Source organism: Paenibacillus hemerocallicola (assembly GCF_006265175.1).
GTDB lineage: Bacteria > Bacillota > Bacilli > Paenibacillales > NBRC-103111 > Paenibacillus_AB > Paenibacillus_AB hemerocallicola.
In genome coordinates this window covers 90,856-117,431 of the sequence record NZ_VDCQ01000020.1, presented here as the reverse complement: position 1 = coordinate 117,431, position 26,576 = coordinate 90,856, and the positions used below count along the sequence as shown (strand labels likewise).

The 26,576-nt window shown below is 46.1% G+C and carries 15 protein-coding genes; 4 read left to right on the top strand and 11 right to left on the bottom strand.

Annotation, left to right across the window (positions count from 1 at the left end; genetic code table 11):
* Nucleotides 1–133 precede the first annotated feature (133 nt).
* The 3 genes from FE784_RS16085 to FE784_RS16075 all read left to right on the top strand — a co-directional run bounded on the left by FE784_RS16085 (nt 134) and on the right by FE784_RS16075 (nt 4,106).
* Nucleotides 134–1,927 (top strand): DEAD/DEAH box helicase, encoded by a 1,794-nt coding sequence (locus FE784_RS16085; RefSeq protein ID WP_139603237.1) that lies wholly within the window; start codon nt 134–136, stop codon nt 1,925–1,927.
* Complete coding sequence (locus tag FE784_RS16080; RefSeq protein WP_139603236.1) at nt 1,924–2,925, top strand: YqhG family protein; 1,002 nt, start codon at nt 1,924–1,926, stop codon at nt 2,923–2,925. The genes FE784_RS16085 and FE784_RS16080 overlap by 4 nt, the downstream gene beginning before the upstream one ends.
* A gap of 182 nt (nt 2,926–3,107) precedes the next feature.
* The gene (locus FE784_RS16075) at nt 3,108–4,106 is read left to right on the top strand and encodes a hypothetical protein (protein WP_139603235.1); all 999 of its coding nucleotides are present in this window, start codon (nt 3,108–3,110) and stop codon (nt 4,104–4,106) included.
* Between the two features lie 53 nt (nt 4,107–4,159).
* Here the strand turns inward: FE784_RS16075 and FE784_RS16070 are convergent, their stop codons facing one another.
* The 7 genes from FE784_RS16070 to FE784_RS16040 form a co-directional block, all read right to left on the bottom strand.
* Nucleotides 4,160–4,369 (bottom strand): YqzE family protein, encoded by a 210-nt coding sequence (locus FE784_RS16070; RefSeq protein WP_139603234.1) that lies wholly within the window; start codon nt 4,367–4,369, stop codon nt 4,160–4,162.
* 286 nt (nt 4,370–4,655) lie between these two features.
* Nucleotides 4,656–6,881, bottom strand: coding sequence for an ABC transporter ATP-binding protein (locus FE784_RS16065; RefSeq protein WP_139603233.1), 2,226 nt, complete (start codon nt 6,879–6,881; stop codon nt 4,656–4,658).
* Nucleotides 6,882–6,918: 37 nt separating this feature from the next.
* Complete coding sequence (locus FE784_RS16060; RefSeq protein WP_139603232.1) at nt 6,919–7,518, bottom strand: DUF1854 domain-containing protein; 600 nt, start codon at nt 7,516–7,518, stop codon at nt 6,919–6,921.
* Nucleotides 7,515–9,815, bottom strand: a complete 2,301-nt coding sequence (locus tag FE784_RS16055; RefSeq protein ID WP_139603231.1) for an ABC transporter ATP-binding protein — start codon at nt 9,813–9,815, stop codon at nt 7,515–7,517. Before FE784_RS16055 ends, FE784_RS16060 begins: the two co-directional genes overlap by 4 nt.
* 206 nt (nt 9,816–10,021) lie before the next feature.
* Nucleotides 10,022–11,728 carry an arginine--tRNA ligase gene (gene argS / locus FE784_RS16050; protein ID WP_139603259.1) on the bottom strand — a complete coding sequence of 569 codons (1,707 nt, stop codon included), beginning with the start codon at nt 11,726–11,728 and terminating at the stop codon, nt 10,022–10,024.
* Nucleotides 11,729–11,839: 111 nt separating this feature from the next.
* Nucleotides 11,840–12,517 carry a DUF1361 domain-containing protein gene (locus tag FE784_RS16045; protein WP_176706266.1) on the bottom strand — a complete coding sequence of 226 codons (678 nt, stop codon included), beginning with the start codon at nt 12,515–12,517 and terminating at the stop codon, nt 11,840–11,842.
* 78 nt (nt 12,518–12,595) lie between these two features.
* Nucleotides 12,596–13,660: an HD-GYP domain-containing protein gene (locus tag FE784_RS16040; RefSeq protein ID WP_246132049.1), complete on the bottom strand. Its 1,065-nt coding sequence runs from the start codon at nt 13,658–13,660 to the stop codon at nt 12,596–12,598.
* 316 nt (nt 13,661–13,976) lie between these two features.
* Between FE784_RS16040 and FE784_RS16035 the strand changes: the two genes are divergently transcribed.
* Nucleotides 13,977–15,251, top strand: a complete 1,275-nt coding sequence (locus tag FE784_RS16035; RefSeq protein ID WP_139603228.1) for a glycosyltransferase family 39 protein — start codon at nt 13,977–13,979, stop codon at nt 15,249–15,251.
* Between the two features lie 69 nt (nt 15,252–15,320).
* Here FE784_RS16035 and FE784_RS16030 read toward each other — a convergent pair whose 3' ends face one another.
* The 4 genes from FE784_RS16030 to FE784_RS16015 all read right to left on the bottom strand — a co-directional run bounded on the left by FE784_RS16030 (nt 15,321) and on the right by FE784_RS16015 (nt 26,418).
* Nucleotides 15,321–15,857 (bottom strand): class I SAM-dependent methyltransferase, encoded by a 537-nt coding sequence (locus tag FE784_RS16030; RefSeq protein WP_246132048.1) that lies wholly within the window; start codon nt 15,855–15,857, stop codon nt 15,321–15,323.
* A 678-nt stretch (nt 15,858–16,535) separates the two neighbouring features.
* The gene (locus tag FE784_RS16025; RefSeq protein WP_139603226.1) at nt 16,536–20,453 is read right to left on the bottom strand and encodes a tetratricopeptide repeat protein; all 3,918 of its coding nucleotides are present in this window, start codon (nt 20,451–20,453) and stop codon (nt 16,536–16,538) included.
* A 120-nt stretch (nt 20,454–20,573) separates the two neighbouring features.
* Nucleotides 20,574–20,903, bottom strand: a complete 330-nt coding sequence (locus tag FE784_RS16020; protein WP_425465549.1) for a transposase — start codon at nt 20,901–20,903, stop codon at nt 20,574–20,576.
* A 532-nt stretch (nt 20,904–21,435) separates the two neighbouring features.
* Nucleotides 21,436–26,418 (bottom strand): sacsin N-terminal ATP-binding-like domain-containing protein, encoded by a 4,983-nt coding sequence (locus FE784_RS16015; RefSeq protein ID WP_139603225.1) that lies wholly within the window; start codon nt 26,416–26,418, stop codon nt 21,436–21,438.
* Nucleotides 26,419–26,576 lie beyond the last annotated feature (158 nt).

Genomic DNA, 26,576 nt, shown 5'->3' with positions numbered 1-26,576 from the left:
GCATCATCTCTTTTTTCGTATCCGCCCAAGGCTTGCTTTCTCCTATCGGCCGCTTCGTTATGTTTCCCCTTCAATTGGTTAATACTAGATGCTATGCCCCCGAAAGAGACGAAGCCGCAAGGAGGACACGCGAATGAATACGGCATCGACGGAACACGTACGCAGCCTGAACGACCATTTGAACATCCATTTCGACCGTTCCTGGTTCGAGGAACTGGAAACGCGCGTCCACAAAAACGGTCCTTGGGACGACTGGACGATGTACCAGCTGGCCAGCGAAGCCGAGCAGGCCTCCATGATCGGCAGCTTCGACGAGCTCCAATGTTTGCCGCATATACGCCAGTTGAAGCCTCTTGCGCACCAGATCGACACCGCCAAAAAAGTGCTGTACGAAATGCGCGGGCGCGCCATACTAGCCGACGAGGTGGGCTTGGGCAAAACGATCGAAGCCGGCCTGATCATCAAAGAGTATTTGATCCGCGGACTAGTCCGCAAAGTGCTTATTCTCGTCCCCGCCTCCCTCGTGCTGCAATGGGTGCGCGAGCTGAACCAGAAGTTCGGCATACCCGCCGTTGCGCAGAAGAAGGAATATATGTGGGCGCAGTACGATATTATCGTGGCGTCGATGGACACGGCCAAGCGCGATCCGCACCGCGAAATCGTACTGAACCAGGAATACGACATGCTGATTGTCGACGAAGCGCATAAGCTGAAAAATAAAAAAACGACCAATTATAAATTCGTCCAGGAGCTGCGCAAAAAATATTGCCTGCTGCTGACCGCCACGCCGGTGCAAAACGATTTGGGCGAGCTGTACAATCTGATCACCCTGCTGAAGCCGGGACAGCTCGGAGGCCAAGGACATTTCGCGGCCAACTTCGTCGTAGACAAGCGGCTCCCCAAAAACGAGGACAAGCTCCAGGAGGAGCTGTCCAAAGTGATGATCCGCAACCGGAGAGGCGACGGCGATCTGGAGTTCACTTCCCGTATCGTAAAAAACATTCCGCTTACTCTTTCCGCCGAAGAGCAGGCCTTGTACGACGGAGTATGCAACTTCGTCCGCGGCAGGTATCAGGACTCCCGGGGCGATATCGGCAGCATGCTGTCTCTGGTCACGCTGCAGCGCGAAGTATGCAGCAGCAGGGACGCCGTTTTCCTGACGCTGGTCAACCTGTTCAAAAAAATGGCCGAGGATTCTCCGCTGCGCCCGAAAATTTGGGAGCTTGTCGAGCTGATCCGCAGCATCAAGGCGAATACGAAAGCCGACAAGACGTTGGAGCTGATCCGGGACATCGGCGACAAGACGATCGTCTTTACCGAATACCGGGCTTCCCAGGAATATTTGCTCCATTTCCTGAAGGAGCATAACATTATCGCCGTCCCTTACCGGGGAGGCATGAACCGGGGCAAAAAAGATTGGATGATGGACCTGTTCAAGGGACGCGCCCAGGTGATGGTCGCAACCGAGGCCGGCGGCGAGGGGATCAACCTGCAGTTTTGCCACAACGTCGTCAATTTCGATCTCCCTTGGAACCCGATGAGGGTCGAGCAGCGGATCGGACGCGTCCACCGGCTCGGTCAAACGGAAAATGTGCAAATCTTCAACCTGTCTACGGTGGGAACGATCGAGGAACACATTTTATCGCTGCTGCACGAGAAAATTAACATGTTCGAGATGGTCATCGGCGGCCTCGATACGATTCTCGAACGGTTCGAGAAGAGAACGTCGCTCGAATCGAGCCTGTTCAAAATGTGGGCGGAATCGAAATCGGAGCAGGACATGCGCCGCAATCTCGACCGTCTGGGAGACTCATTCCACTCGGTCCGCAACGAAGTTGAGCATGAGCGCGGCCAGAAAGCCCATATCGGGGCCATCTTGAATGCCGTCGGGCAGACGATAACACCGGATGCGGAGGCGAGACCTTGAACAGCAAACAAATCCAAAAATTTACGCAGCGCTATTTGGAGGCGACCGGCTGCCACGTCATCGAGAAGCATCCCGCCTACGTTACCGTGAAGCTATCGCCGGAAGCGGACAAACGGTTGACGAACCGGTCCTATTACTGGGGCTTCGTGGAACGGACCGGAGCTCCGCCGGAGACGATGTCGTTTACGTTCGTATTCGATCCGGACAAATTGCGTGCCGAAGCGGAAGCCAAAGCCGCGAAGGAGCAAGCGGCCAACGAGCAAGGCAATCAAGCCGCGGCGATACCTCAAGTGCTGGGGCCTTCCGGACAGCCGCTCGGGCAAGCGGGAGCCGACTCGATTCTCGGTCGGTATTTCGGCGTGACCCCCGTTGGTCCCGGTACGCTCGGGCCCGGACGAATTCCGAGAGAAGAAGTAACGTTCGGGAGCAAACGTCTGCTGCAGCTGTTCGACGCGGTAAAATCGGCCGGCAAATTCGTACAGCTGTTCGAAGAGCCGGACCATTCGGCGCGATCGGCGGCAGGCTCGGCGGGTTACGGCTCTTACCTGTGCGTCAACGCGAAAATCGAGCTCGAGTGCGATATGAAACGGGACGAGCTTCATTCCTTCGGGGTAGATCTCGCCACCGGCGAGCTGCTGGAATCGTTCCATCACTTGGTCTCCGGCAAAAAGCTTACTCCCCGGCTTCCGCCTAACGTGTATATCGCCCGGCCCTCGGTCACGCTTGCGCGGGCGCGGACGATCGTGGAGCAGCATGTGGAGAAAATGCTGAAACGGTATGACCATTCCTGGGCCGCGACGGCGCAGGAGCGTTTGACCGACGAGCTCGCGCGCGTAGACCATTATTACGAGGATGCCGTGAAAGGGCTGGAGGAAGAGCCGAAGCGGGAGGCGGAGCAGCAGTGGACTATGCGCCGGGAGGAGCTAGAATGGCAATACCGGCCGCGTATCCGGGTTTCCGTCGTAAACGGCGGTCTTTTTCACCTGAAGCGCCCTTGAACGGCACGAACTGACGAATCCCGCTAAAACTTCTCAAAAAAACAGCCAAAAAAAAGTTGACCGGCTGACACGAAGCAACAACATTTTTTGGGCATATTCGTTACAATGAGGACATATCTTAACCATACGCCGCCTTCGCCTCAACGGATGCCCCCGAATTCAATTACGGCAGGTGATGACTGATGCACCGATGGCTGCTAGCGGTGACGGCTCTCGTTCTCGGAATCGGCTTCATGGCAGTCCGCGCTTCCGAAAGCGCGGCGCTGCAACAAAAGATGGAAACGCATTCGTTACCTTCGGCCGCCGCTCCGGCCGAGCTTCCGCTCTCCACCCCGTCATCGGGAATCGGAACGGACAATGGCGACAATAGCGGCGCCTCGTTCGATTCGCAGATCGAAGCCTGGATCGGGTCGCTTTCGGCTCGGGACGAGTTCCGGAGCTGGCTGGGCGCCAAGTGGTCCCGCTATCCGTTAGGTCCCGGCATGCACGGCTGGCTGATCCTCCTCCATAAGGAAGGCAAAGAAATCGGCTATCTGGTCGTCGGCTCGACGGAAGACGGCAAGCTTAAGCTTACCGAATACGGCGCCGGTGACAGCCCCCTATTCAGCTTGAATACGCTGTATCGCACTTTGGTACAGCTTGAACTTATCCGTACCGATACCGATCCTATCGTTTATTTGCAATCCTCTCCCGTTCCGCCCGACCGCCTCTACTTCAGCCCGCTTCATGCGGTCTGGAAAGTGAAGCGCGAGAGCGAATGGATTTATATCGACGCCAAGACCGGGGAGCTGCTCCCTTTGTCGGATCAAAGCTTTCTCTCGCTTCAGCCTTATGATCCGGCTGCCGCTTTGCCGAATCCGCTGCCTCGGATGGAGCGATCGCTGCTTCTGTCTCCGTTCGATCCATTCGACAACACGTTTTGGATCGACGGAAAGCCGCTGTCCTTGACGTCCGCGAGCGAATTGCTCGCCTCCGTCGGCCCCGAACGCCAGCCGGTAACCTTTACGGCCAACCTGTACGGCAAAACCGTGCTCGTTCCATTAGCCGTAACCGGGTATCACGATTGGGGCGGCAACCTCCCGTATGTCCGACTGGAGCATGAAGGAGAACGGTACATTCCGTTCGACGTATTGGCCCAATACGGCTCCTTTTATCAACGACGGGCAGGCGGTTCAACCTAACTTTCGGTATTTCTCCTCCTCTTCCCATAGAAAACACCCCATTTCATCCGTTATTACGGACCGGGGTGTTCTTTTTTGCGTTTGCGTTTATTCCACCAGATCAGGACCGACAAAGGCACCATGCCGAACCATCGCACCAGCCAAGGCTCTCTCGTGCTTTTATGCAGACTTCGCTGCTCCTTGCGCACGTCTGCGGGCGTATCCATATAAGCGACAACCTTCTCGGTCAAATATTTAATGTAATCGTCGGTTTTGATCGCCATGCGCTTCTTCACCTCCCGGAACGCATGTAGGAAGCGGTTAAGCTTGTATGCCGCAAATGCCCGTCCTTATTATTTCCCTAATTCCGCCTCAGTATACATCGCTGAACCGATTTTTTATACCAGGATGAATTCGTTATCCGCCTATGCTCAAGAATCCGTTAAAAAATAAACCTCCATCACCGCTTGTTTAGCGGTTTTGGAGGTTATGTCGTTCCTGCTTCGGGATTCTGCATCAGGTTCTAACCTTACGGGACAGCTTCTTCACGTTTGTTTCCCGGACTTCCAGCTACACGGCGTTCTCTGCCTGCCCCGCTTTCGGCTTTGCCATGCCCCGTTGTGCCGTTACGAGCTTGTAGTAAATCCCTTTTTGCTCCATCAGCTCGTTGTGCGTGCCGATTTCGGCCAAGCGGCCTTTATCGAGCACCAGCAGCCGGTCCGCATTCCGCAGCGTCGTCAGCCGGTGGGCGATGGCCAAGGTCGTACGATTTTTCGTCACACGCTTCAGCGCTTCCTGGATCGCCGTCTCCGTATCGATATCGAGAGAGGCCGTCGCTTCGTCCAGGATGAGAATGCGCGGATTGTTCAGCACCGCCCTGGCGATGGCCAGCCGCTGCCGCTCGCCGCCGGATATGTTGTTTCCGTTCTCCTCCAGCTTCGTATCGTAGCCGTCGGCCTGACGAATAATAAAGTCATGGGCGTTGGCGACCTTCGCCGCTTCGATGATCTCCTCGAACGTGGCGTCCGGCTTGGAATAGCGGATGTTGTCCGCGATCGTGCCGCTGAACAAAAAAGTCTCCTGAAGCACGACGCCGATCTGCGATCGCAAATCTTCCTGCTTGATATCCCGGATATCGACGCCGTCGATGCGGATGCTGCCTTCCGTCACGTCGTACAGCCTGGATACGAGATTGATCAGCGTCGATTTACCCGAGCCGGAATGCCCGACAAGTCCGATCATCTCCCCCTGCTTCACTTCGAAATTGAGCTGCTTCAGCACCGGTTCGTACGATTTGTAGCCGAAAATCACGTCGCGAAACGAAATCTCGCCGCGGATCTGATGCTTCGCGGAACGGTGCGTATCCAGCACCTCCGGCTGCTCGTCGATGACGGAGAATACCCGGTCGATCGAGATGACGGCATTGGCCACCCATCTGGGCATGAACATGAGCCAAGAAATCGGCCCGAAAATCATAGAGGCGTACGCCGTGAATTGGATCAGCTCCCCGAGCGTCATCTGCTTGCCCAGAATCATGTTGCAGCCGATCAACAGGACGAAATATTGGCCCATCTGGATCAAGTAGTTCGTAACCGGCGACAAGATGCTGAACAGCTTCTCGCTCTTGATGGATGCCGCGGCAAACTCGCTGTTGTACTGCCGGAACCGCCGGATTTCCCGCTCTTCCTTGCCGAAAGCTTTCACGACCCGTATCCCGCTCAGAACATCGTGCAGAAACGAGCTCGCCTTGTCGTACACCCGCCATTGCTTGTGGAACAGCTTCCAGAGGACGAATTTCCATATATAATAGTGCAAATACGCGACGATCGGCGCCGGCAGCAGGACGACGCAGGCCAACCGCCAATCTGCCTGGAAGAGCAAGAAGGCGGCGGACACCAGCATGATCATCTGGAAGATCGCCGTCGTGCACATCTCCTGAATAAGCTGGCGAATCCGGTCCGTGTCCGACGAGATCCGGTTCATCATGTCTCCGGCCCGCTGCGACGTCAAGAAGCCGAGCGACAAATGCTGGATTCGATCATACACCATTTTGCGCAAATCCGCGGCGATTCCCGAGCTGACGCCGGCCATAATCCGGCTCTTCGCAATGCCCAGCAGCTCGCCGAACAGGAGAACGGCCAGCATGCCCGCCAAGGCCGCGAAAAACATCTCGACGCTCGGGCTCTGCCCTTCCGGAGGCTGAAGCGACGAGTTGATGAGCAGCTTCTGGAAATACGGTCCCATCAAAGCGAGTCCGGCCGAAACGAACAGCACGCCGAGTCCGAGTCCGAGCCGCTTCCAATGGGATTTGGATACGAGAATCAGCCGCTTGAGTACCGCCGCCTTGTTCATGCATTTCGGACATACTCTCGTGCCGGGGATAAGCGCTCCCCCGCATTTGACGCAGACCGCTTCCTCTTCGTTGTTATAGATCCGTACCGGACTGTTCGCGGCCATATCGTTCAATATTTTGGCGATGTACCCGAAGCGGGCGGCATGCTGCATCGTCGCTCTCGCGATGATCCGTTTCGTATTCGTATCGTTCTCCGTCGCTTCCAGAACCGCATTGCCGATAAGCGGGACGAGCTTGTACTCGTGCGCTTCGGCAATAATGCCGCTATCCGTAGTCTCTCCGTTTTCCACGTAAGCCCATTTCACGTGGCCGATCACGAAAAAACCGGGCGTTCTCCGGCCGCCGAGCGACAAATCGGCGGGTACGCAATAGTCGATATGCTCTCCGACAGCGTGCTGCGCCGCCAATAAATCGCGTTCCGAGAGCGTATAATTTAAATTCATCGAATCCTCCGCTTTCTCCCGTAAAGATGCGACCCGTTTACATGCACATTTCGACCATCCGGTATTCCTTCTCGCTTAACCGCTCCAGGTCGGGAATGACGAACCGGTTGCCGTCGACATCGGAGATGAGAAGCCGGCTGTCCGTCACCAGCTTGACGTGCCCTCCGCCGCTTCGTACCGTAAACCGGCATATGCCCGCGGTCGTCTCCGTCTCCCAATACGAGTAGCCGAACTCCTCCTTGATCTTGACCACCTTCGTGATTTCCGGGGCGAAATACCGGATTGTGACCTGTTCCTCAATAAGGTCGGCCGTTGCCTTCGGGAAGTCGTCCAACGATCGGATCATTCCGAGCTCCTTATTGTCGTGCGTCCGGATCGAAAGATAAATCCGCTTGTTCGTATGGGGGAACGAGCAGTGCACATATACCGCCGGATGCTCCGTACCGTCGACGGTCATCGCGAGCATTTGTCCTTCCGTTTTGCGGAACGTCGCATTGCGCTCCGTCACATACCGGATTTTCGCCGCCTCGGCCAGGTCCGATTCCCGTGTCCCGTTCCGTTCGCTGTCGGGGAGCTCCCGCTTCGCTTTCTCGTCCGGAACGCATTCGGCTTCCGTAACCGCTCCCGTACTCGTCATGCGATGATCACCTCTTTCATTTTCAATGCTTCATCATGCTTTTTCACAAGCCCGTGGTACATCCCTTCCTTGCTCATCAGCTCTTCGTGCGTCCCGGCTTCGACAACCTTTCCGTGGTCCATGACGACGAGGTAATCCGCGTTTCTGAGCGTGGACAGCCGATGCGCGATGGCGATCGTCGTTCTGCCCTTGATGAGCGAATCGAGCGCCTCCTGAATTTGCAGCTCCGTCTCCGTGTCGAGCGAAGCGGTCGCTTCGTCGAGAATGAGCACCTTCGGGTTGTGCAAAATGGCGCGGGCGATCGACAGCCGCTGCTTTTCCCCCCCGGACAAGTTGTGCCCGCCCGTACCGACGATCGTATCGTAGCCGTCCGGCAGCTTCTCGATATAATCGTGCGCGTTGGCGATTTTCGCGGCGTTTACGATATCGTCGATCGTGCAGTCGGAATCGGCGTAGGCGATATTCTCGGCGATGCTGCCCGAGAACACATAGACGTCCTGGGAGACGATCCCGATATGCTTGCGCAGGGAAGCGGTCGTTATATCTTTGACGTCGATGCCGTCTATCCGGATTTCACCCTCCGTAACGTCGTACAGTCTGGAAATGAGATTGACGAGCGTCGATTTCCCGGCGCCGGAATGCCCGACGACTCCGATCATCTGACCCGGCTTGGCGTGCATCGATACGTTTTTCAAAATCGCTTTGTTCGGTTCATAGCCGAAGACGACGTTGGATACCCGGATATCGCCCTTCATCTCCTTCAGCTCGATCGCATCGGCTTTCTCGGCGACTTCGGGTACGGTGTCCTGAATTTCGAATATGCGCTGCGCGGCGGACATGCAGTGCGACCACCAGTTGACGATATTGTTCATGAATTGAATCGGACCGTACAGCATGTGCATGTAATTGACGAACGTCAGCACGAGTCCGAACGAAAATTGTCCCTTCATGATCATCCAGCCGCCGAACGCCCAGATGAGCAGTCCTCCCGTATGCGTCAGCAGGTTCAATACCGGGAACACGGTGCCGCCCAGCTTGTTGACATTCTGCTCCGCCTCGGAGAACGACACGTTCGCTCTCTGAAAGCGCTCGATCTCGTTTTGTTCCTTGCCGAACGATTTGACTACCCGGGTGCCTCGTATCGTATCGCTGATGATCGAGTTCATCGCGCTCACTTTGCGGTGCCGTCGCCAGGACAGTCGCCACAGCCTCGGAAACACTTTGCGGACGATGAAGAAGACGATCGGCAGCGGGATAAAGCAAAGCAGCGTAAGCTTCCAGTCCAAGTAGAGCAGGATCGCGGTAATGCCGATTATGTTCATCGCATTGACGATGAAATAAGACATGCCGTCGACGAAAAAATATTGCAGCTCGGTAGCGTCGTTGTTCACCCGCGTCATCAGCTGGCCGGTTTGCTTTTTTTGGAAGAAATTAAGCGACAGCCGCTGCATCGCGGAGAAGACGCTTGTTTTCAAGTCGAAGGAGACGTTCGCCGCCAGCTTCGCGATAATGACTCCGTACAAAACCCCGAACAGCAAGGAAATCGTGCGGAAGCCGATAATAAGCAGGATGACGATTCCGATTTTGCCGGCAAAAGTCCCTTCGCCGCCCAGCGCCTGATCGAACAGCACCGTCCCTTGCAAATACGGAATGGCCAGGCCGGTCGCCGAATTGAGCAGCATGAACAGAACGATAAGAAAGATCGAGCTTTTGTAAGCGCCCGCGAATGACAGCAGCCGCGTGAAGATGGCGTGCTTCTTGAGACACTTCGGACAAACCTGCCTGCCTTTCTCCGGATATATCATGCCGCACTTAGGACACGACGATTGCTCCTGCTCTTCGTTTAATTCCTGAAGGTCGAGCTCCTCGTTTTTCTTCAGCTTCGCGAACACCGATGCGAGCTTCGCCGCTCTGGCCATATGCCCGTTCGTAAAGGCGGCGACTACCCGTTCCCCTTCCTCCTCCTTGATGACGATCATCCCGGACGCTACCAGATTGACGACCGATACGGATTCCACTTTGCCGAGCTCGATCGTCTCCTTCGTCCACGGTCCGGACGGAACCGCCTCCTGGAGCTTCTCCTTCTTCTTCGCGACGAATCCTTTGTAATTTTTCTCGAGTGCCGGCGGGGAACCGCCGGAAACGATCGTCAGCGCCTCTCGTCCCAGCAGCACGTACGTATCTGCGAACGAACCGTCCGTCGTCCGGTCGCAGACCATCCAGTAAACCAAATCTTCCTGGGTCAGCCGGTTTTGCCGCAACACGGCTTCCATCTCTTTAGGCAGCGTTTTCATCATCTCTCCCAAAACCGGAATTGGAATTTTTTTGGTACATATCACCCATATTAGCGGTTTAACGTGCGTCTGAAAAGGGAAAATTTGATTTAAATAAAAAGACTTAACGGTGCCAAGAAAAACAAAGGAACAGTCCCGCCAGGTCATTCGACTAACCTGTCGGGATTGCTCCTCTATATAGACGAAACGATAGGTCAAAAAGTTACGCCTCAAATCTGCTCAGGCGCTTGCAGGCCGATCAGACCGAGTCCTATGCGCAGCACGCCGCACATCGCCTGAACGAGCGCCAACCGTGCCGCCCGAAGCGCCGCATCTTCCACGAGAATCGGGCATTCGTGATAAAACCGGTTGAAGCTTTGCGCGATATCGATCAGATGGCGGCTGATGACGGAAGGCTCCAGCTTCTCCATCGCCAGCCGCACTTTATCCGGAAACGTTGCCAGCTCCTTCAGCACCTGCTGGGCCTCGGCGTTCTCGAGCAAGGACGGATCGAACCCGGCTCCGGCAGCGCCGTCGGCCACGCCGGCCTTCCTCAGCACGCTGCGCGCTCTCGCATACGTATATTGCACGTACGGTCCGGACTCGCCCTCGAAGTTGAGCACATCTTTCCAAGAGAACGAGATGTCCTTGATCCGGTTGTTGCTCAAGTCGTTGAAAACGATCGCGCCCACGCCAACCTGTCTGGCAACCTCGTCTTTGTTTTCCAACGACGGATTTTTGCTGTCGATAATGTCCCGCGTCTTGTCGATCGCCTGGCGCAGCAGCTCCTCCAGCAGGACCACGTTGCCTTTCCGGGTGGAAAATTTGACGCCCTCGAGGTTCACCCGCCCGAATTGCACATGAATGAGGCGGTCGGCCCAGTCGCAGCCCATCAGGCTTATGACCTTGAACCATTGCTGGAAATGCAAATTTTGCGCATAATCCGTTACGTAAATCGCTTTATCGAAGGCGTACGTTTTGTGCCGGTACAGCGCCGCGGCGATATCCCGCGTATGGTACAGCGTAGCGCCGTCCTTCTTCAGAATGAGCGCGGGCGCCATATTGTAAGCGTCCAGCCGGACGAGATAAGCGCCCTGGTCTTCCTCCAGCAGTCCTTTCTCCTTCAGCTCTTCCACGACGGCGCCCATCTTGTCGTTGTAGAAGCTTTCGCCGGCATCGGAATCGAACGCAACCCCGAGCAAATTGTAAATACGGTTGAATTCCTTGTAGCTGATCTCTTTGAACCATCGCCACAGCGCGAGCGATTCGTCATCTCCCCGCTCCAGCTTGACGAACCATGCGCGGGCTTCGTCTTCCAGCTCCGGCCTCGCTTCCGCCTCTTCATGAAACTTCACGTACAGGCGCATCAGCTCTTCGATGCCGCCCTCCTCGACCTGACGCTCGTCCCCCCACAGCTTGTACGCGGTAATGAGCTTGCCGAACTGGGTCCCCCAGTCGCCGAGATGGTTAATGCCGACACAGTCGTACCCGAGAAAGCGATGGATGCGGTACAAGGCGTTTCCGATGACGGTCGAACGCAGATGGCCGACATGGAACGGCTTCGCGATATTGGGCGACGAGAAGTCGATGACGATCGTCTTGCCCGCGCCGATCGAACCGGCGCCAAATCGTTCGCCCGCCTGCAGCACGGCGCTCAGAACCGTTTCCGCGAATGCCCGCTTGTCATAGAAAACGTTCAAATATCCGGCTGCCGCCGTCGTCCGGGCGAACGCGGGATGGGAAGGAAGCGCTTTGGCGAGCTCCTCCGCGATTTGCTGCGGCGCCTTGCGCAGCGTCTTGCTCAGCTTGAAGCAGGGGAGCGACAAATCTCCCATATCCGGGCTCGGCGGAACCTCCGTCATCGCTTCGATCGCGGCGGCGTCGACGCCCTCCAGTGCGGATGCGACCCATTCCGCCATCATCGATTTCGTATCGATCATCGTATTGTTGCTCCTTTTCATCCGTATCGTTCCGTTTCATCCATTTGCCCGTTAACAAAAACACCCCGTATGGGGTGCTTGCCGCAGCGAACCTGTTATGTTCAATTATTATAGTGAACCGTCATGGCGAAGTAAAGGGCTTGACCGATGAACGAGCTTGTAAAACACGGCGTAGACGGCGCCGGTAAACAAAGCGAAGGCGCCGATGAACAGCAGCGCGTCCGGTTCGCGGATCGCTTCGAGCGTATCCGTAACGATTTGCCAAGGGCGGATGACCAGATCCCAGCTGTTCCAGCGCAGCACGCGGCCCAGATAGACGCCTACGGAGCCAAGCAAAATGACGATGGCTGCAAAAGCGGTCCCGACACGTGCTCCCGAGCGACGTACCATTTCGGCATGCAATCCGTACAGCGATATGGCCCCGAGCAGCCAGCCCAGCATCGCCGCAAGCATGTTGACCGATAAATCGTAGTAGAGCGTCTCTTTCGTGCTCGCATAGCTCAAATGAATCAAATCGGTCGCAATATAGGAAGCATTGGGGTAAAATGCGAGCCATACGATTCCCCACGCCGCCGTCGCGATGCCCGGCTTGCGCCCGTCCTCAATCGTCCTGCACGCGAAGCTCGACGCCATAAGCGGTATCCAGGCAAGCAGCAAATTGGGAACGACCAGCCAGTAATAGGTCCATTTGTCCATATAGACGATTCGCATGCCGACCATTAACGCGCACAGGACGCTAGCTGCGGCCAAGGCCCATACCGCGGACCGGGACAACCTTTGTTCCACCTCTGCCTCTCCCCCGTTTCTACTCATTGCCTCCATCTTAACGGATCGGCCGACAAAGAGCAAAACGGTCGCGGCGAATTACCGGGCTTGTTCGCCGTCGTCGCTCGGGAACACCCGCTCGATATGAACGGAATATTCCTTGCTTAAATCGATAAACCGATCCCCCGCCTGGACGAGCGGACGAGTCTGATGGTGAGGATGGATGAGTACGATTTTCGCCCTCGTGCCGTCTGTCAGCATCACTTCGTATCCGATCAGCGCCTGCATGAATTTCTGGATAAGCAGCGTTACGACGACGGGATCGAACATCCCGTAAGCGCCGCTTTCCAGCTGCTTGAGCACTTCGTACATCGGCGAAGGATCGCGGTATACCGTCTTCGACGTCATCGCGTGAAACACGTCGGCCACGGCTACTATTCGGCTGAACAGGTCGATCTTGTCGTCTCTTAGTCCGAACGGATATCCGCTGCCGTCGATCCGCTCATGGTGCTGCAGCGCGACGGAAGCTTGCCGTTGAGTGGTGCCGACCGTCTTTCTGATCATTTCGAAGCCGATCAGCGTATGCCGTTTCATCGTATCGAACTCGTCATCCGACAACCGTTCCGGCTTGTTCAGCAATTCCAGAGGAATTTGCGTTTTGCCGATATCGTGCAGCACGGCGGCGGTCGTCAGCTGCAGCAGCTCGGCCTCGGACAATCGCAGCCATTTCCCGAGCAGCATCGATACCGCTCCGACGGCAACGCTGTGCCTGTATATGTAATCATGCTTCACCTGAAGCATCGTAAACAATTGAAACAAGTGCAGCCGTTCGGCCGACTGGCGTATGACCGGGATTACCCTCGTGCGGATTTCGGCGAGCGGGATCTGTCTTGTAATTCTTATATGATCGAATAAGCCTTTCACGACCGCGATCGCCTCGTCAAGGTTGCGGTTCAGCAATACGACGGACATCCTACCGTCATGACCGACCTCTTCGACGTCCCGAACCGTCAGGATCATCCCGTTATCCTCCAAAATATCCGCATGGCCCGCATCCAGCACGGTTGCAGCCGCAATCAGCAAGACGCCTTTCGAATTGAACAAATCCCGGATCAATCTTTTGCCCATCAAATGTTCGTACAACGTCTTCCCCTGGTTCCCCACTCGAGCTCTCCTCTTCCCGCCATGCGGACATGTTCCGTACGATCGACACGATGCGCTAAAACTTATTACCATTTTACATGAGAAGCCCGGAAGCCATGTTCAAATGAGCTTCAAGATTTCATTAATTTAACGCCGACAAGCGCCCTACGCGCAATCGTCAGCTGAGGAGGATTACCCGGAAAACGAAATAAAGGGTTGCTGAAATGCACCAATATGTGCAAAATTAGGAGAGTGATGGCCGAGACGGGCAAACGGCGGTTAGGAGTGCCGATTCGCAGCCGGACGGCCGAAACCCTTTCACGGGAAAATATTGCATATGCTGGTATTGGAGCTGTTGTATAACGTGTACCGATGGATTTGCAAATTCAAAAATCAAGAGCTTGTCTACCTCATTCCGCTAGTCATACTATCTCTGTTCACCAGTTTGGGGTATTTTTTCACGGTGATGTTTTCCGAAGAAGGATTTCCGACATCCGACGACAGTAAATGGTATTTGGATTACGCGTATGCCATGATCGCGGATTTTAAAATCGGCCTGCATATGAACGACATCATGTATTTCGGCTATAACATGCTGCTCACCGTACTGCTGGCCGTGTTCAAAAATCCGGTCGCGGTTCTGTTCATTCAGTCGGTCGCAACCGGCCTGAGCGTCATTCTCGTTTATAAAATCGCGCATATGCTCTTCAACCGGACGACTGCCGTCATCGCTTCCTTGTTGTACTCCGTTTCCGAAGGGGTCCATCGGTGGACCGTATATATTTTGACGGATAGCTTATATATCAGCCTTTTGCTGTTGTGCGTCTATCTCCTGCTTAAATGCTTCGAGACCGGCGAAAAGCGGTACAAGCTGCTGTTTGCCGCCATATCGCTGTACATATTCGTCTTCCGGCCGGCAGGTATAATCACGTTGGCTTTCATTTTGCTGTATATTTTGATCCGCCTGCGCCGAACGACGGTGACCGGCTTCATCAAGAGATACAGGCTGGCTTTGGGAGGAACGGTCGTTGTTCTGTTGGCGGTCGGCGTATACGCGCTAACCGGCAACAGACTCGATCCCCTTCTGGCGTCCATGGAGGAAAACGCCAAGCTTGTCTTGTACAACATTTATGCTACGGGCTCCATTTACGATAAGCCGACGCCTTACGACTACCGCTTCAACCCGGACTATACGATCGATGTGATGAACAGTGTGATCGTAAGCTTTTTCGTTCATAACTGGGACCAGATTCTCGCCTTGTACGGCAAAAGAAGCGTTTCTTTCCTAGGCTGGTGGGTGTGGAAAACCGATTACCGAAGCGTCGTCAGCCTGGCCAAGCTCGTCTTGAACGAGCTGGCAACCGTTTTGTTCTTCGCGGGTACCGTCGCCGCTATCGTGAACAAGCAGTTTAGAAAGGCATCTGTCGTGTGGCTCGTCATTTTTTCGGTATTCGTGTTTTGCGTTATCTTTTTTATCGACATCATGTACAGGTATAAGGCGCCCAGCTTGCCTTTTATCGCGATCGTATCGGCTTACGGGGCGGAACGGATCATTCGCGGCTGCCTTGTCTTGGTCAAAAAATGGCGGAGAAGCCGGCAAGAAACGAATTGAACGCAAAGAACCCGGGAGCTTCCGCTCTCGGGTTTCCTGCCTTGAAGGATCGGTGTCGGAGGTGCGCGATTATTTGAATCGAACCAAAATTTGCGGAGGTATTTGCAGCTCCCTCTTCGCTTCACGGATCGGTTTGACCGTGGTTAATTCGGCAACCATTTCCAAAACTACATTTCTGGACGAATGAACTTCCCGCATGATTTCCGCATACGTTTTCCCTCCATAAGTCGCTTGGTCTACCCATAGCGTTATGGTCCGGGTGACCCAATCCCCTCTGTATCCATAATCGGCTCTCCAATAATAAGGTTGCGAAAAATACCCGAACGATTGAAGGAAATATTGTCTTACATGGGTCGGATCCTCGAAGGCATCGTCGCTAGAGCCGTAAGGAACTCGAAATACCGCCAAAGCTCCGGGCTTGGCAATACGATGCATCTCCTGCAGCAGCGGGAGCGGGTATTGGATGTGCTCGAGCAAATGAGAAGCGAAAAATTCCGATATAGTGTTATCTTCAAAAGGCAAAGGACTGTTCTTGCAGTCATCGAGATTCGCGATGACATCCACGCCCTCTTGAGCCACGAAATCGAGATTAATCCATCCTTCCAAAATCGTTCTCCCGCAACCTAAATGTAGCTTTTGACTGCCCATCCATTTTCCCCCGATCGATTAATTCCTCCGTTTTGCATATAGGCGAAAAAAAGAACAAGGACCCCAGCTTATATAGCTGAAGCCTTGTTCCTGAATGATGCGGTCGAGAGGACTCGAACCTCCACGGCTGTTACACCACTAGAACCTGAATCTAGCGCGCTAAAGGGAAGCAAGCGGAAGCCATGTTCCTTTAGAAGAACCAAAAAACCACGAAAAGCCTATAAAATCAAGGGGTTTCGGGGTTTCACACCACCTTTCCCTAGTGCCGCAAGGCGTCCCGGGAAATCATCAAAAAGTGAGCAAAATTGGACGTTTGAGAGAACTCGGAGAGAAAGACACTCGAATCAGCCCTGCTCCACTACCATCGACAAATTTTGTGGAGTAACAACTTACAGTAGTGCTGACTTTTCCTTTTCGTGGTATTCGCTTATCTCCGTCTTCTTGCTCTTGCAGTTACGGCTGAAGGGGAAGCTTGCATTCCTTGACATTAAACAATGTGGCTCTCACTATTACATCTTGGCTCTCAATGATTAACGGAGTGCTCTCACTCATCAACTCAATGGCTCTCTACCTCATGAGGGTGTACATTCCAAACTGGAGATTTGTTCAAAAGCTTAATACAAACATAGAAAGTAATCAGTCCACATTAATTGCCTGTTCCTCGTTCTTTCCCCAAAGTTCAAATCCAGCCCAATAAACAGGATGATTATATTCAGTAGAATTCATGAGTTCTCTTCTACCAGAATTCAACAAAAAGTTTAATGGTTTTCCTTTGTTCGTATCTAGCATAAATCCATTAAGTAATTCCAAACATGGCCGCGCATCCACATCCCATTTACACAAGATAATACTTCCAATTTTTTTGCCTAAGACTAAACTCAATATACCAGTGCTAGATTCTAAATGATCACCAACAGCATTTCCACTTCTACATGTGAATAATACCAATTCATCAGAGTAATCACATAGATCCGAAATATCATCAGCCGATAAGGATCTATTGGAGCCATGTATAGAAAAGGCCCCACTAAATTGATCGGTGTTTGGATCAGGAACACCATGAGCAATTATTGCCAACATTTTTGGTTTAACTGCTTTACAATAGGAAAACAATTCAGAATTATGGGGTCCAAAATTCTCTAAAACGACTAAATCGTCTGATTGATGAGATTGTGCAAACTTCTTTGCCCGCGAAATAGCCATGTCGTTTCCTGAAATAGGATTTCCAATCGCTAGCATCAATTTATTTGATTCAGTTTTTTTGTGCGTATCTCTTAGAAGGTATCCCATATCAATAATATTATTAATACTATCTACTTTAGTAATCATCCATTCATTTTTATTTCTAATTAAACTAGTTGAAAATGCTCTCAATGTAAAATCTGGAGTAATATAGACTTTCTTGATGTCACCTAACTCTAATCGTGCTAGTAGTGCTCTATAAATATTAAGGGATAGCATTGTTGAATATTTTTTAACTTTTTCTTCAGTTTCATCATTAGGGAGAACAGCAAGTTGCGCAAATAGCTCTGCATCAATTTTTTTAAGCAGAGAAACTTTACCCATTCCATAGTCTATTATTTCAGTTTGATTATCAATAAGTAAGGTAACGACACCTAAAGTAGTAATTATATATTGAAAAAATACTTCTTCAGAATTCATATTTGTTTTTATTTCTTCGATATTCTTCATTGAGAATAGAGGTAGAGGTTTGAAGTTCGGATGGACTTTAGTCAAGTAATCTTTTAGTTCATTGAAGCGGTTTATTTTTCTAATATTCTCTTCTAATTGATAGTTTTGAATTCGGCTAACCTCATCGAATAAAGTATCATATTCTTGTTTAAGTACATCAATTTCTTTTTCAGAAACATCTGAAGAATCAAGTTGTTCGATTATTGTTCTTGGTGACAAAATCCCAAACAATTTTATCATTTCTAATCTCGCAAGGTTTTTCTCATTATCACTAAACCCTTCCGTAATATAGATAATACCTTGCATATCTAAATATAGCTTATAAACACCATTTGCCTCAACGGTAATAGCAGCACGCTCCGTTTTATGGTGCACACTTTGTCGCTTAATTTCTATATCCTGTATAGCAATAGTAAGAAAACTTACCACTAATCTTACAGTACTTAAGAGCATTCTACTGCTATTAAAGAATAGGATCTGGGACCAACTTAATAAAGCCCTGAATCTAATATCTTTCCGCTTTTCCAATCCACTTATTGCTTCTTTATGATAATTATTTATTAAAATAATTGCCTCGTCTTCTCTCTCTAATTTTAATAGTGTAGCAATCAAATTGGTAAAATGTCCTGCCCATTCCGGTGAAAAATCATACTTATCCACTAATGGCTTTAATAAATTATTTGCTTTATACCAATCTCCTTCCAGCATTGCGGATTCAATCTCAAATAAATTGTCGTTCTCCGTCACTCCACCAAATTTACCAATAAAGTTAGAAGCATTTTTTCTATCTGAATCTGCAAATGCTTCAGAATGCTCAATTACCCACCTACTTATGATATTACTAGAATCCATCAAAGGATGAATTAACGATAACTTCAGTGCAGATGGAATAGCGGAAATAAGGCAACTCAAACCTTCAATATGATTACCTAATCTATACTGAGAATTTCCCCATGCGATCAATCCTAGAATTCTTGTAATTTCTCGTTTATGATCATCTTTGATTCTTGAGGATAATTGAAGTATCGTAAGTGCATGATCATTTGCCAATTGACCTTTACCAACTAAAGATAAGATTATCGATGCCTCGTACCTGCCAACAAGTTGATCATATACAGAACCTATCGCGCTCAGTACTTTAATAGCGTCATCAGTAAATTCTTTTTCATCTATATTTAATTCTGGAGGTATTCCAGTCTTAGCTAATCGTAAAGAATTTATAATTCCTTCAACACTCGTACTCTCAATTTTATTATTATTAAATGATTCTTTCTCAATCGTTAAACTTTGAGCAGCCCATATCTTCAACTCTTTGGAAAGCTTTATTGATAAATGTGCCTTCCAACTCTCTTCAGATTGTGCTTTTTCGATAAAGTTACCCCACTTTAAATACCCTACATCTTTATGTGCCAATATAATAATGTTTCTTATTAGCTCATCTACAATCGCATCAGCCAATCTATCAGCATGATTATCATTCTGAAATGGCTTAATTTTCCCTAACGCTCTGACAGCAAAATTGGGGTCCTGAAGAATTGTCATCCTTAGTAAAGCACCTTCGTAGATTATACTGCTCTCACTATCATTCGACATCCTGTTTAAAAATTGATAACTCTTTAGCGGGCTATCGTATTTAGTTAAGCAAATCAAACCTAGCCTGTAAAAAACCTCATCCTGTAGATTTGCATAATTACGAAAGATATCAAGCAACACTTCTTCTGCAATTTCCCTTTTCACATCATTTTTATAGATATAACTGTACCTTTCCATCATTTCGAAATATGGGTTATTTGTAGCATTGTAAAGCTTCCTCCAAAACGTGCAAGCTTCTGAAAAACGCTTCTGAGACATTAGGAAGTTTCCAACTTCTTGGAGCACATACTCATCATAAATATTATTTTTTATTGCTTCTTCAATCCACTTCTCGTACTCAGTTTCGTCCAAACTCTTTGAGGTTTTTATTAAGGCTTTTATTATATTCTTTGACCAAGGATCAGTTTGATAAGTTTGTTTTAATATGTCATATGCTTCTTCAACATTTCCTTCAAACAACAATAATTCAGCGAAATAAACTTTTTCTTCAGAACTTAATATTTCAAACACTGATTTATAATTCTCAGCAGCCTCTCGACGAAAACCACTGAACTCGTAAGCCTTTGCCGAGTAATAAGTAATTAAATTTTGTGAAATAACTCCTACATAATTTGATATAAAATCTAAGCTTTCTTTTAAATTATTATTATGAATCTTATTTATAATTTTCTCAAGAATTTCTGTAAGCATGTCATCATCAATTGAGATATAGAACATCTCAGGTTCAATAGTAGCTTTAAATAGTTCTGTTATATTATCAAAACATTTTCTTGCAGTAGTAATAACACAAATAAATTTTTGTACTCTTGATTGTAAATATTCATGAATCTTCTGTATATTTCCAACAATTTCTTGCCAAGGATGTTGTTCTTGTTGAAAGGAGCGAAAAGCCATATCAGTGTATTCTCTAACTAATACACCATCTCCCTTTAAACTGTTAAATAATCGTTCAGCACCTATTAATACAATCGAATCTTCATTTTCTATATAATTTAGGGCCGTTTTTATGTCTTCGATTTGTATAGAGTTACATCGTATTAATTGAATCTTCTGTTCAATACAACCTGAAACAATACCTAATCGTTCACTATCCATTTTTAAAGTTTGTAATACATGCTGAAAATCAAACTTTTCATTATGAAAAGAAATAACCTTTATATCACCTGTGTCATGAACCAGTAACTCCGCAAATACGTTTAGCACAACACGGTTAATCTGTTGACTTGAGTCTAAAATAACAGTATACGCTTCCTCAGATATCTTCTCCATCTTTCTTCCCCTTTAAAGAGCACTCTATCATAAAACATATTAAAAAATTTAATGAAGCTCCCCGCGGCAAGCCGCGGGGTATCTAAGTTCAAAACCAAAGCCCACTCTCGCTTCGCTCGCTTAGAAAAATGTAGGTTGTTCATAATCTGTTTTTTTGTGCAACTCCACGTATTCTTGTTCGGTTCCTTGATTTTTCACGTACGCTCGGATCGTCTCTTCACTTCCAAACTTACTGACCGTGTTGACGAAGTAGCCGTCTGACCAGAACTCTCCGCCCATAATTGCTTCTTTACTTCTTGGTGGCGGGCAAATATTTCTCGGGCGGTAAGGCTTTTTTTCGTTCGAATGATTTTGGTCGGACTGTATCTCGGTACCGATTACGATGAGAAAATGCACATGGTTCCGATCTGTCCCAATCTCTAGAAATTCGATCTCATACCGCTTGGCTATTCCCAGGCATATCTCTTTGAGTGTCTGGTCGACTTCTTGGCTGAATACGGTTTTCTATACTTCGCTGGACACACAAAATGGTACATGAGCACTGACACGTTATGTGATTTATGTTTATACAGCATTGCCTAAGTTACTTCGCAGCAGAGCTGCGGGGAATTCGACCCCCAGAGATGAAAATATTCCGGAATCCACCACCAATTTTTTCGATAAAACGGTGTCCAAGATAGACATTCCACTTTCCAATAGATACCTCGCCTGTTCAGCCGCGGTACTTGGCAAATTGAAGCAGAGCTGACGATAAACCTAATTGCAAAATAGAAGTTCACGGTCGGCAGAAACTATTTATTCAGTAAAAACGTAACTGTACTTTTATGCAGAGATAGGCATGACGACATGCTAAGTAGCTTCTGGGAAGCCTGCAGCTTTGCCCTGAGCGTTCCTACATTCACCCTAAGATCATTCAAGAGATTCAAGAAAAACGACTACTTGCTGCATAAACCTTTTGAGGTACTGATACTTTTTGCGAACTTTATTTGATACTAGCTATAACATTTTCATAGCTTGAATCAAGTATTGTTTTAGGGTTTTGATTCCAATTATGTTTTCTTTTGGCGTATTGGGATACATTAAGAGACAAGTAATCTCCCAGCTTTCTATCTGTAATATATTGATGGTTAAGAATTACTTCATCTGCCGATTCAGTTATCGCTTTAGTTAAAAAATAAGTCCATATTCCATTTTTTAATTCATCACAAGAATATGAACTTTGTCCGGGATTACACGATAGAAATATTGAGTAGCTCTCAAACTTGCTTGAAATAATTTTAAACTCATCTTCATTGATATTGGCAATATGACTTCTTTCATTTTTATTATCAAAACTTTTGGCACATGCATCTATAAAAATAAGTGCATTCTTACAACTAGATTGCTGCAAAGGATCTAAAAGTATTTTACGCAAAGAAATTGCTGTTTCAGCTATATTAAATGGATGTATATCATATGTTGACAAATAATTTGTCACACCATCATGAAAGCCATGTCCAACATAATAAAAAATCAACCTATCGTTTTCAGTTAAACTGTAAAACAAACTTTTAAGCTCGTAATCAAGGTTGCTTTTCAAAGCTTCTTCATTTTTCCATTCATAAATATTTTCTTCACTTATACCCATTGAGGATACTAGCATTTCTTTAAACCGTGAAGCATCTTTAATAGCAAACTTTACATTATCTACTTGATTATCTGCTCTTACTGCATAGTTCTCAATTGCTATAATAATCGCAACCGTTTTCTCAATTCTTGGATTATTTATGGTATGCTTAATCATAGAATTAATTGACTCTAGCTTAGTTTTATTTAATTCTCTAATATACTTTTGATTATTTAAAAGTATATTCTCATTTGCCTTTTCTGTTTCAATAACAAAGACTAATTCTGCACCTCTTTTAAGCCAATCAAAACTTACATCAGGAATAGGATTAAGCATTGAGATTGCTTTGTTTGCTATATCTACCACATTGAAGTCTGTACTTAATCCAACAATTTCATTTTCTGTAGGGGATAGTTCTTTTATACCAAATAGAATAGTACCTCCGTTAGTGTTAGCAAACGATGAGATTATCTGCGCTGTTTTTTCAGGTGAAAATGGCACAGCATCAAAATCTAATATTTCAGATTTAGGGTTGTTTACTTCAACATCTTTAATATCAATTTTTTTAATTGGTATTTTATTAATTTTTTTCATTTTTAGAAGCTGGCCAAGTGTAAATTGCTTAGGAGGTGTAACTCCATCCTCATACCAAAGTTCTGCATCTACATATTCAAGGACATCAAATTCCGAATCATAAAAAAGTCTAATTTTATCATTATCTGATGGTCTAGCAACTACTTTTATATCATTTCCATTTTTAGTTATACCCCCTATAATACTTTCTGAAATCACATAAGCAGATGTACAGTCATATTCAGATAATGTACTAAGATGTTTAACTACATTATCTACGGCTCTTGGAATAAGCGATTTTATGTACATTTTCTTATTCGGATCATGCGATGAATCCTCAAAAAAGTCTTCGCCGAAATTCTTTTTGAGGGTATCATCATATTGCGATGAGGTGGTTGTAACGGCGTCTACTATTAAATACTCTGCTGGAATTTCGATATCTTCTTGGGAAAAGTATTTTCGAATTTCAATACTTTCGGCCCGTAATAAAAAATCCAGCTTATTACTATATCCTTCTAAGCCAAAAAAAGTGCATAGAACTTCCGCTAATCTTAATAGTACGCTATTTGAATTCCATGGGTCAGTTACATAAAGTGTTTTTTTATCATAATGCAAATTAACATATTTTATAAAGTTCATTTCATCATATGTGATTTTGAGTTCTTCTGATTGATAAATTTCTAAATCATTGATTTTATCTTGCATCTGCAATAATTTTTGCTCAATATTATCATCATTTTCATCATGTTCTATCCATATTTTTAAGTATGGAACAATGTTGCTAAACTTTATTTTCAGGTTTTCACATATTTCTGCATTATCACACACTAAATTAAACTGATCTTGACTTAATAATTTCACTTGAAAATAAGTCAACATTTTTTTGAGATTCGGATGACTTTTATTCTTTGCATTCAATTTTATAAAATCATATTGTTCTTGAAAAATGGATTCATTGCCATCTAAAAAATAATTCAAAGCTTTACATTCCGTAAATGAGTCTTTACTATTTAGTAGAGAGTTTGTATTTGACCAACTCTTAATTAAATCAATATTATCTAAACTCCAATTAGTAGAGTCATCCAATAAAATCGAATATATTAATTGTATTCTTTCATAGTTTTCACTTGTTATATTATCATCATATTGATTTTTCGATGAAATTTGTGCGAGTATATTCAAATAATCTTCAAGTTCGAGTTGAGTTTTAAAGTTGAAAAAGGCCTTCCAATCTTGTGATAATTCCGGACCGCTAAATACAGGTAGATATTTTCCTGCGATATCCTTAATTTCATCTGTGTTTAAAAATACAGATGAAGAAACTAGTGTTTGTCCTGAAAGTGTTGGAATACAATTCATGTTCTTTATTAACCAGGGTATATAATTACCAACTATATTACCACTGATACGCCCAGGCATCCCATCATTGCCCCAATATGCAGTTGCACCAACCATAATTTCAATTGGTTGATAGTTTTCAATATAATCACGCCAAAACACATTAGAGAACTTATAGTTTCCTAAAGCATGATTAATCAGTGATAAAGTATAAATATCTATAAACTCATCCGCCCTAAATGAACTCATATATGGTTTAAACACCATATCAGATGTTAAAAAGTACTCTGAATTTATCCCTTTATTCACCAATAAAGATTTATTGGTTTTCTTACTATAATGTATGGTGTTTATACCATCATTTACTCCTAATATCTTAAAAAAACGTCTCCATTCATCTTTATCATGTGTATTTACACAATATTTTTCACTAACAAATATATCATCTCTAAGTATTTTTTCGATTTTTAATCTTGGATTATAAAAATCAGATAAATAGCATTTAGACGCTTGTACCAATGTATTTTTTGTAGTCATAAGATTTATCTCTGATAATTGATGGAGAAGGTTTTCTTGAAGATCACCTTTTCTATATAATGAGAATAATTTTTGAATTTCAGATATTGCGTTACCTTTGTTCACATAGGTACTTGCATGAGGTATGATATTTTGTGTTATGTAGGTTATATCAGTTTTTTCTTTTACTCCAAGGCTTTCTAACCAGTTTTTTATTTCCAAATCACGTAATAACCAAGCTAATATATCTTTATGTACAAAAGATAATTCATTATCTATATTATCCCAATTTTCATCATCTGCTGCTGGAAAACAAACTTGTCTGGGATAGTTAATTTGATTTTTATGATCCCAAATGAAAGAAAGAGTGCTTACAAATTCATCCGTAACACCTTTAATTTTTTCTGAATTACAGCACAATTTTAAGAATTTTATCAACTCAATATTTTTTTGAATAGAATGAGTCTTTTTAAAATATACAGAACTCAAAAAAGACCCAAAATCCTTCCATTCAAAACATGATACCCCAAGTTTTTTTAAACCATTCAAAAAATCGCTTTTTTTAACATAAAATTTAGTCGCAGCATTAGAATTTTGTTTTAAAACAAAATTTTTAATAGGTTCTTCACCAATAAAACTTTTTTCTGATAGGTACGTAAAATCTATCAAGGCATCGCTAATCTTAATCATTGTATCTTTGCGAGATAAAATAAAAGCAATGTCCTCTTTTGCTTTTTTAATCCCCTTATTATAAGATTTCGCCAAATCATCACCATATAATGAGTCATCTGGTATCAATTTATATGCCTCAAATGAAATATCAGAGGTCACTAACTTAGAGATCCATTTGAAAATTTCATAAGAAATGCATTCAAATAACCACTGGTTCCACTTTGAATCTTTGTGAACACTTTCTCTATTAGCCGATATAAGAAAATTCGAGTTTACTAAAACTGGAAATTCGTATTTTGTTTCACCAGTAGGTAAATATGAATATAAAACTCTATCTTTTTTTTCTAAAGTAACTATGCCAGTATTATCAATTTGTGCTGCAAAAGTCATCTCAATAAAGTTCGTATCTAATAATTTGGGAGGGATATGCCGTTCTTCTATAAGAGTCTTTCTTAGCTCTTCTGAAACATTCAAATTTACATTATTTACCAACCAGTCTTTTTGGGACTTTTCTCCTTTATTTAAGACTATTCTATTTACGTTACTCCTATCAATTGTAATAACTTTATCTTCGAAATGTATTTCTGTAATATTTTTTAAAAATATGAACATATTACTATTTTGAGATAGGTTTTGAATTGCATCTCTGGTTTCATTTATATGGTTTATTTTAAGTACTGTTGCAACAGCTGAACCAATTTCAGAAATAAAATTTCTTATTTCAGCTCTAACCTCTTTGATTTCAGTGTATATCGGGATTATTTGCCAAGGGTACTGAAATGTTCGGTTATTTTCTTTTTCCCACTCATTTTGTGGCATTCCCCATTTCCATTCAAAATTATAAGAACTATCAAATCTAAAAAACTCACCGTTAGAATATATTACAACATTGTTTGATTGACCAAATACTGATTTAAATCCTATCCCCTTATACCCAGTCTTTTTTAAGTCGGATTTTTTTGTCCCGTTGTTAATATTACAAATACCGCGAATGTCATGTTCATCAAACACTTTACCTGAATGTGCTACTACCAACTCATCATTAAATACTTTTATCCAAACTTTAACCCCATCAGTGTTGCAAGATGAGTCATCTGCATTTTGTAGAAGCTCATATATAAATCTATTTGAATCTGTATAAAGATCTACCGATAAAGCAGCTATAGAATCAGCTTGATTTGCTGCTTGTGTCGGGTTCATATAGCTTGTATTATCATTGAAAATTTTTTGTATTGCTGTCATCAACTCTGTACTATCCACAAAATCACCTCAAAATATATATAAACATAGTTATTATAGTATATTTTTCTATAAGAGCCTGTTCAAAAAGCCTCAAGTAGAATAACACCAAAGGGAAAAATGGTATCCTAAAACCTCTAGCAGACTTAAGTAGAATTCTTCACGAAGCTTAATATATA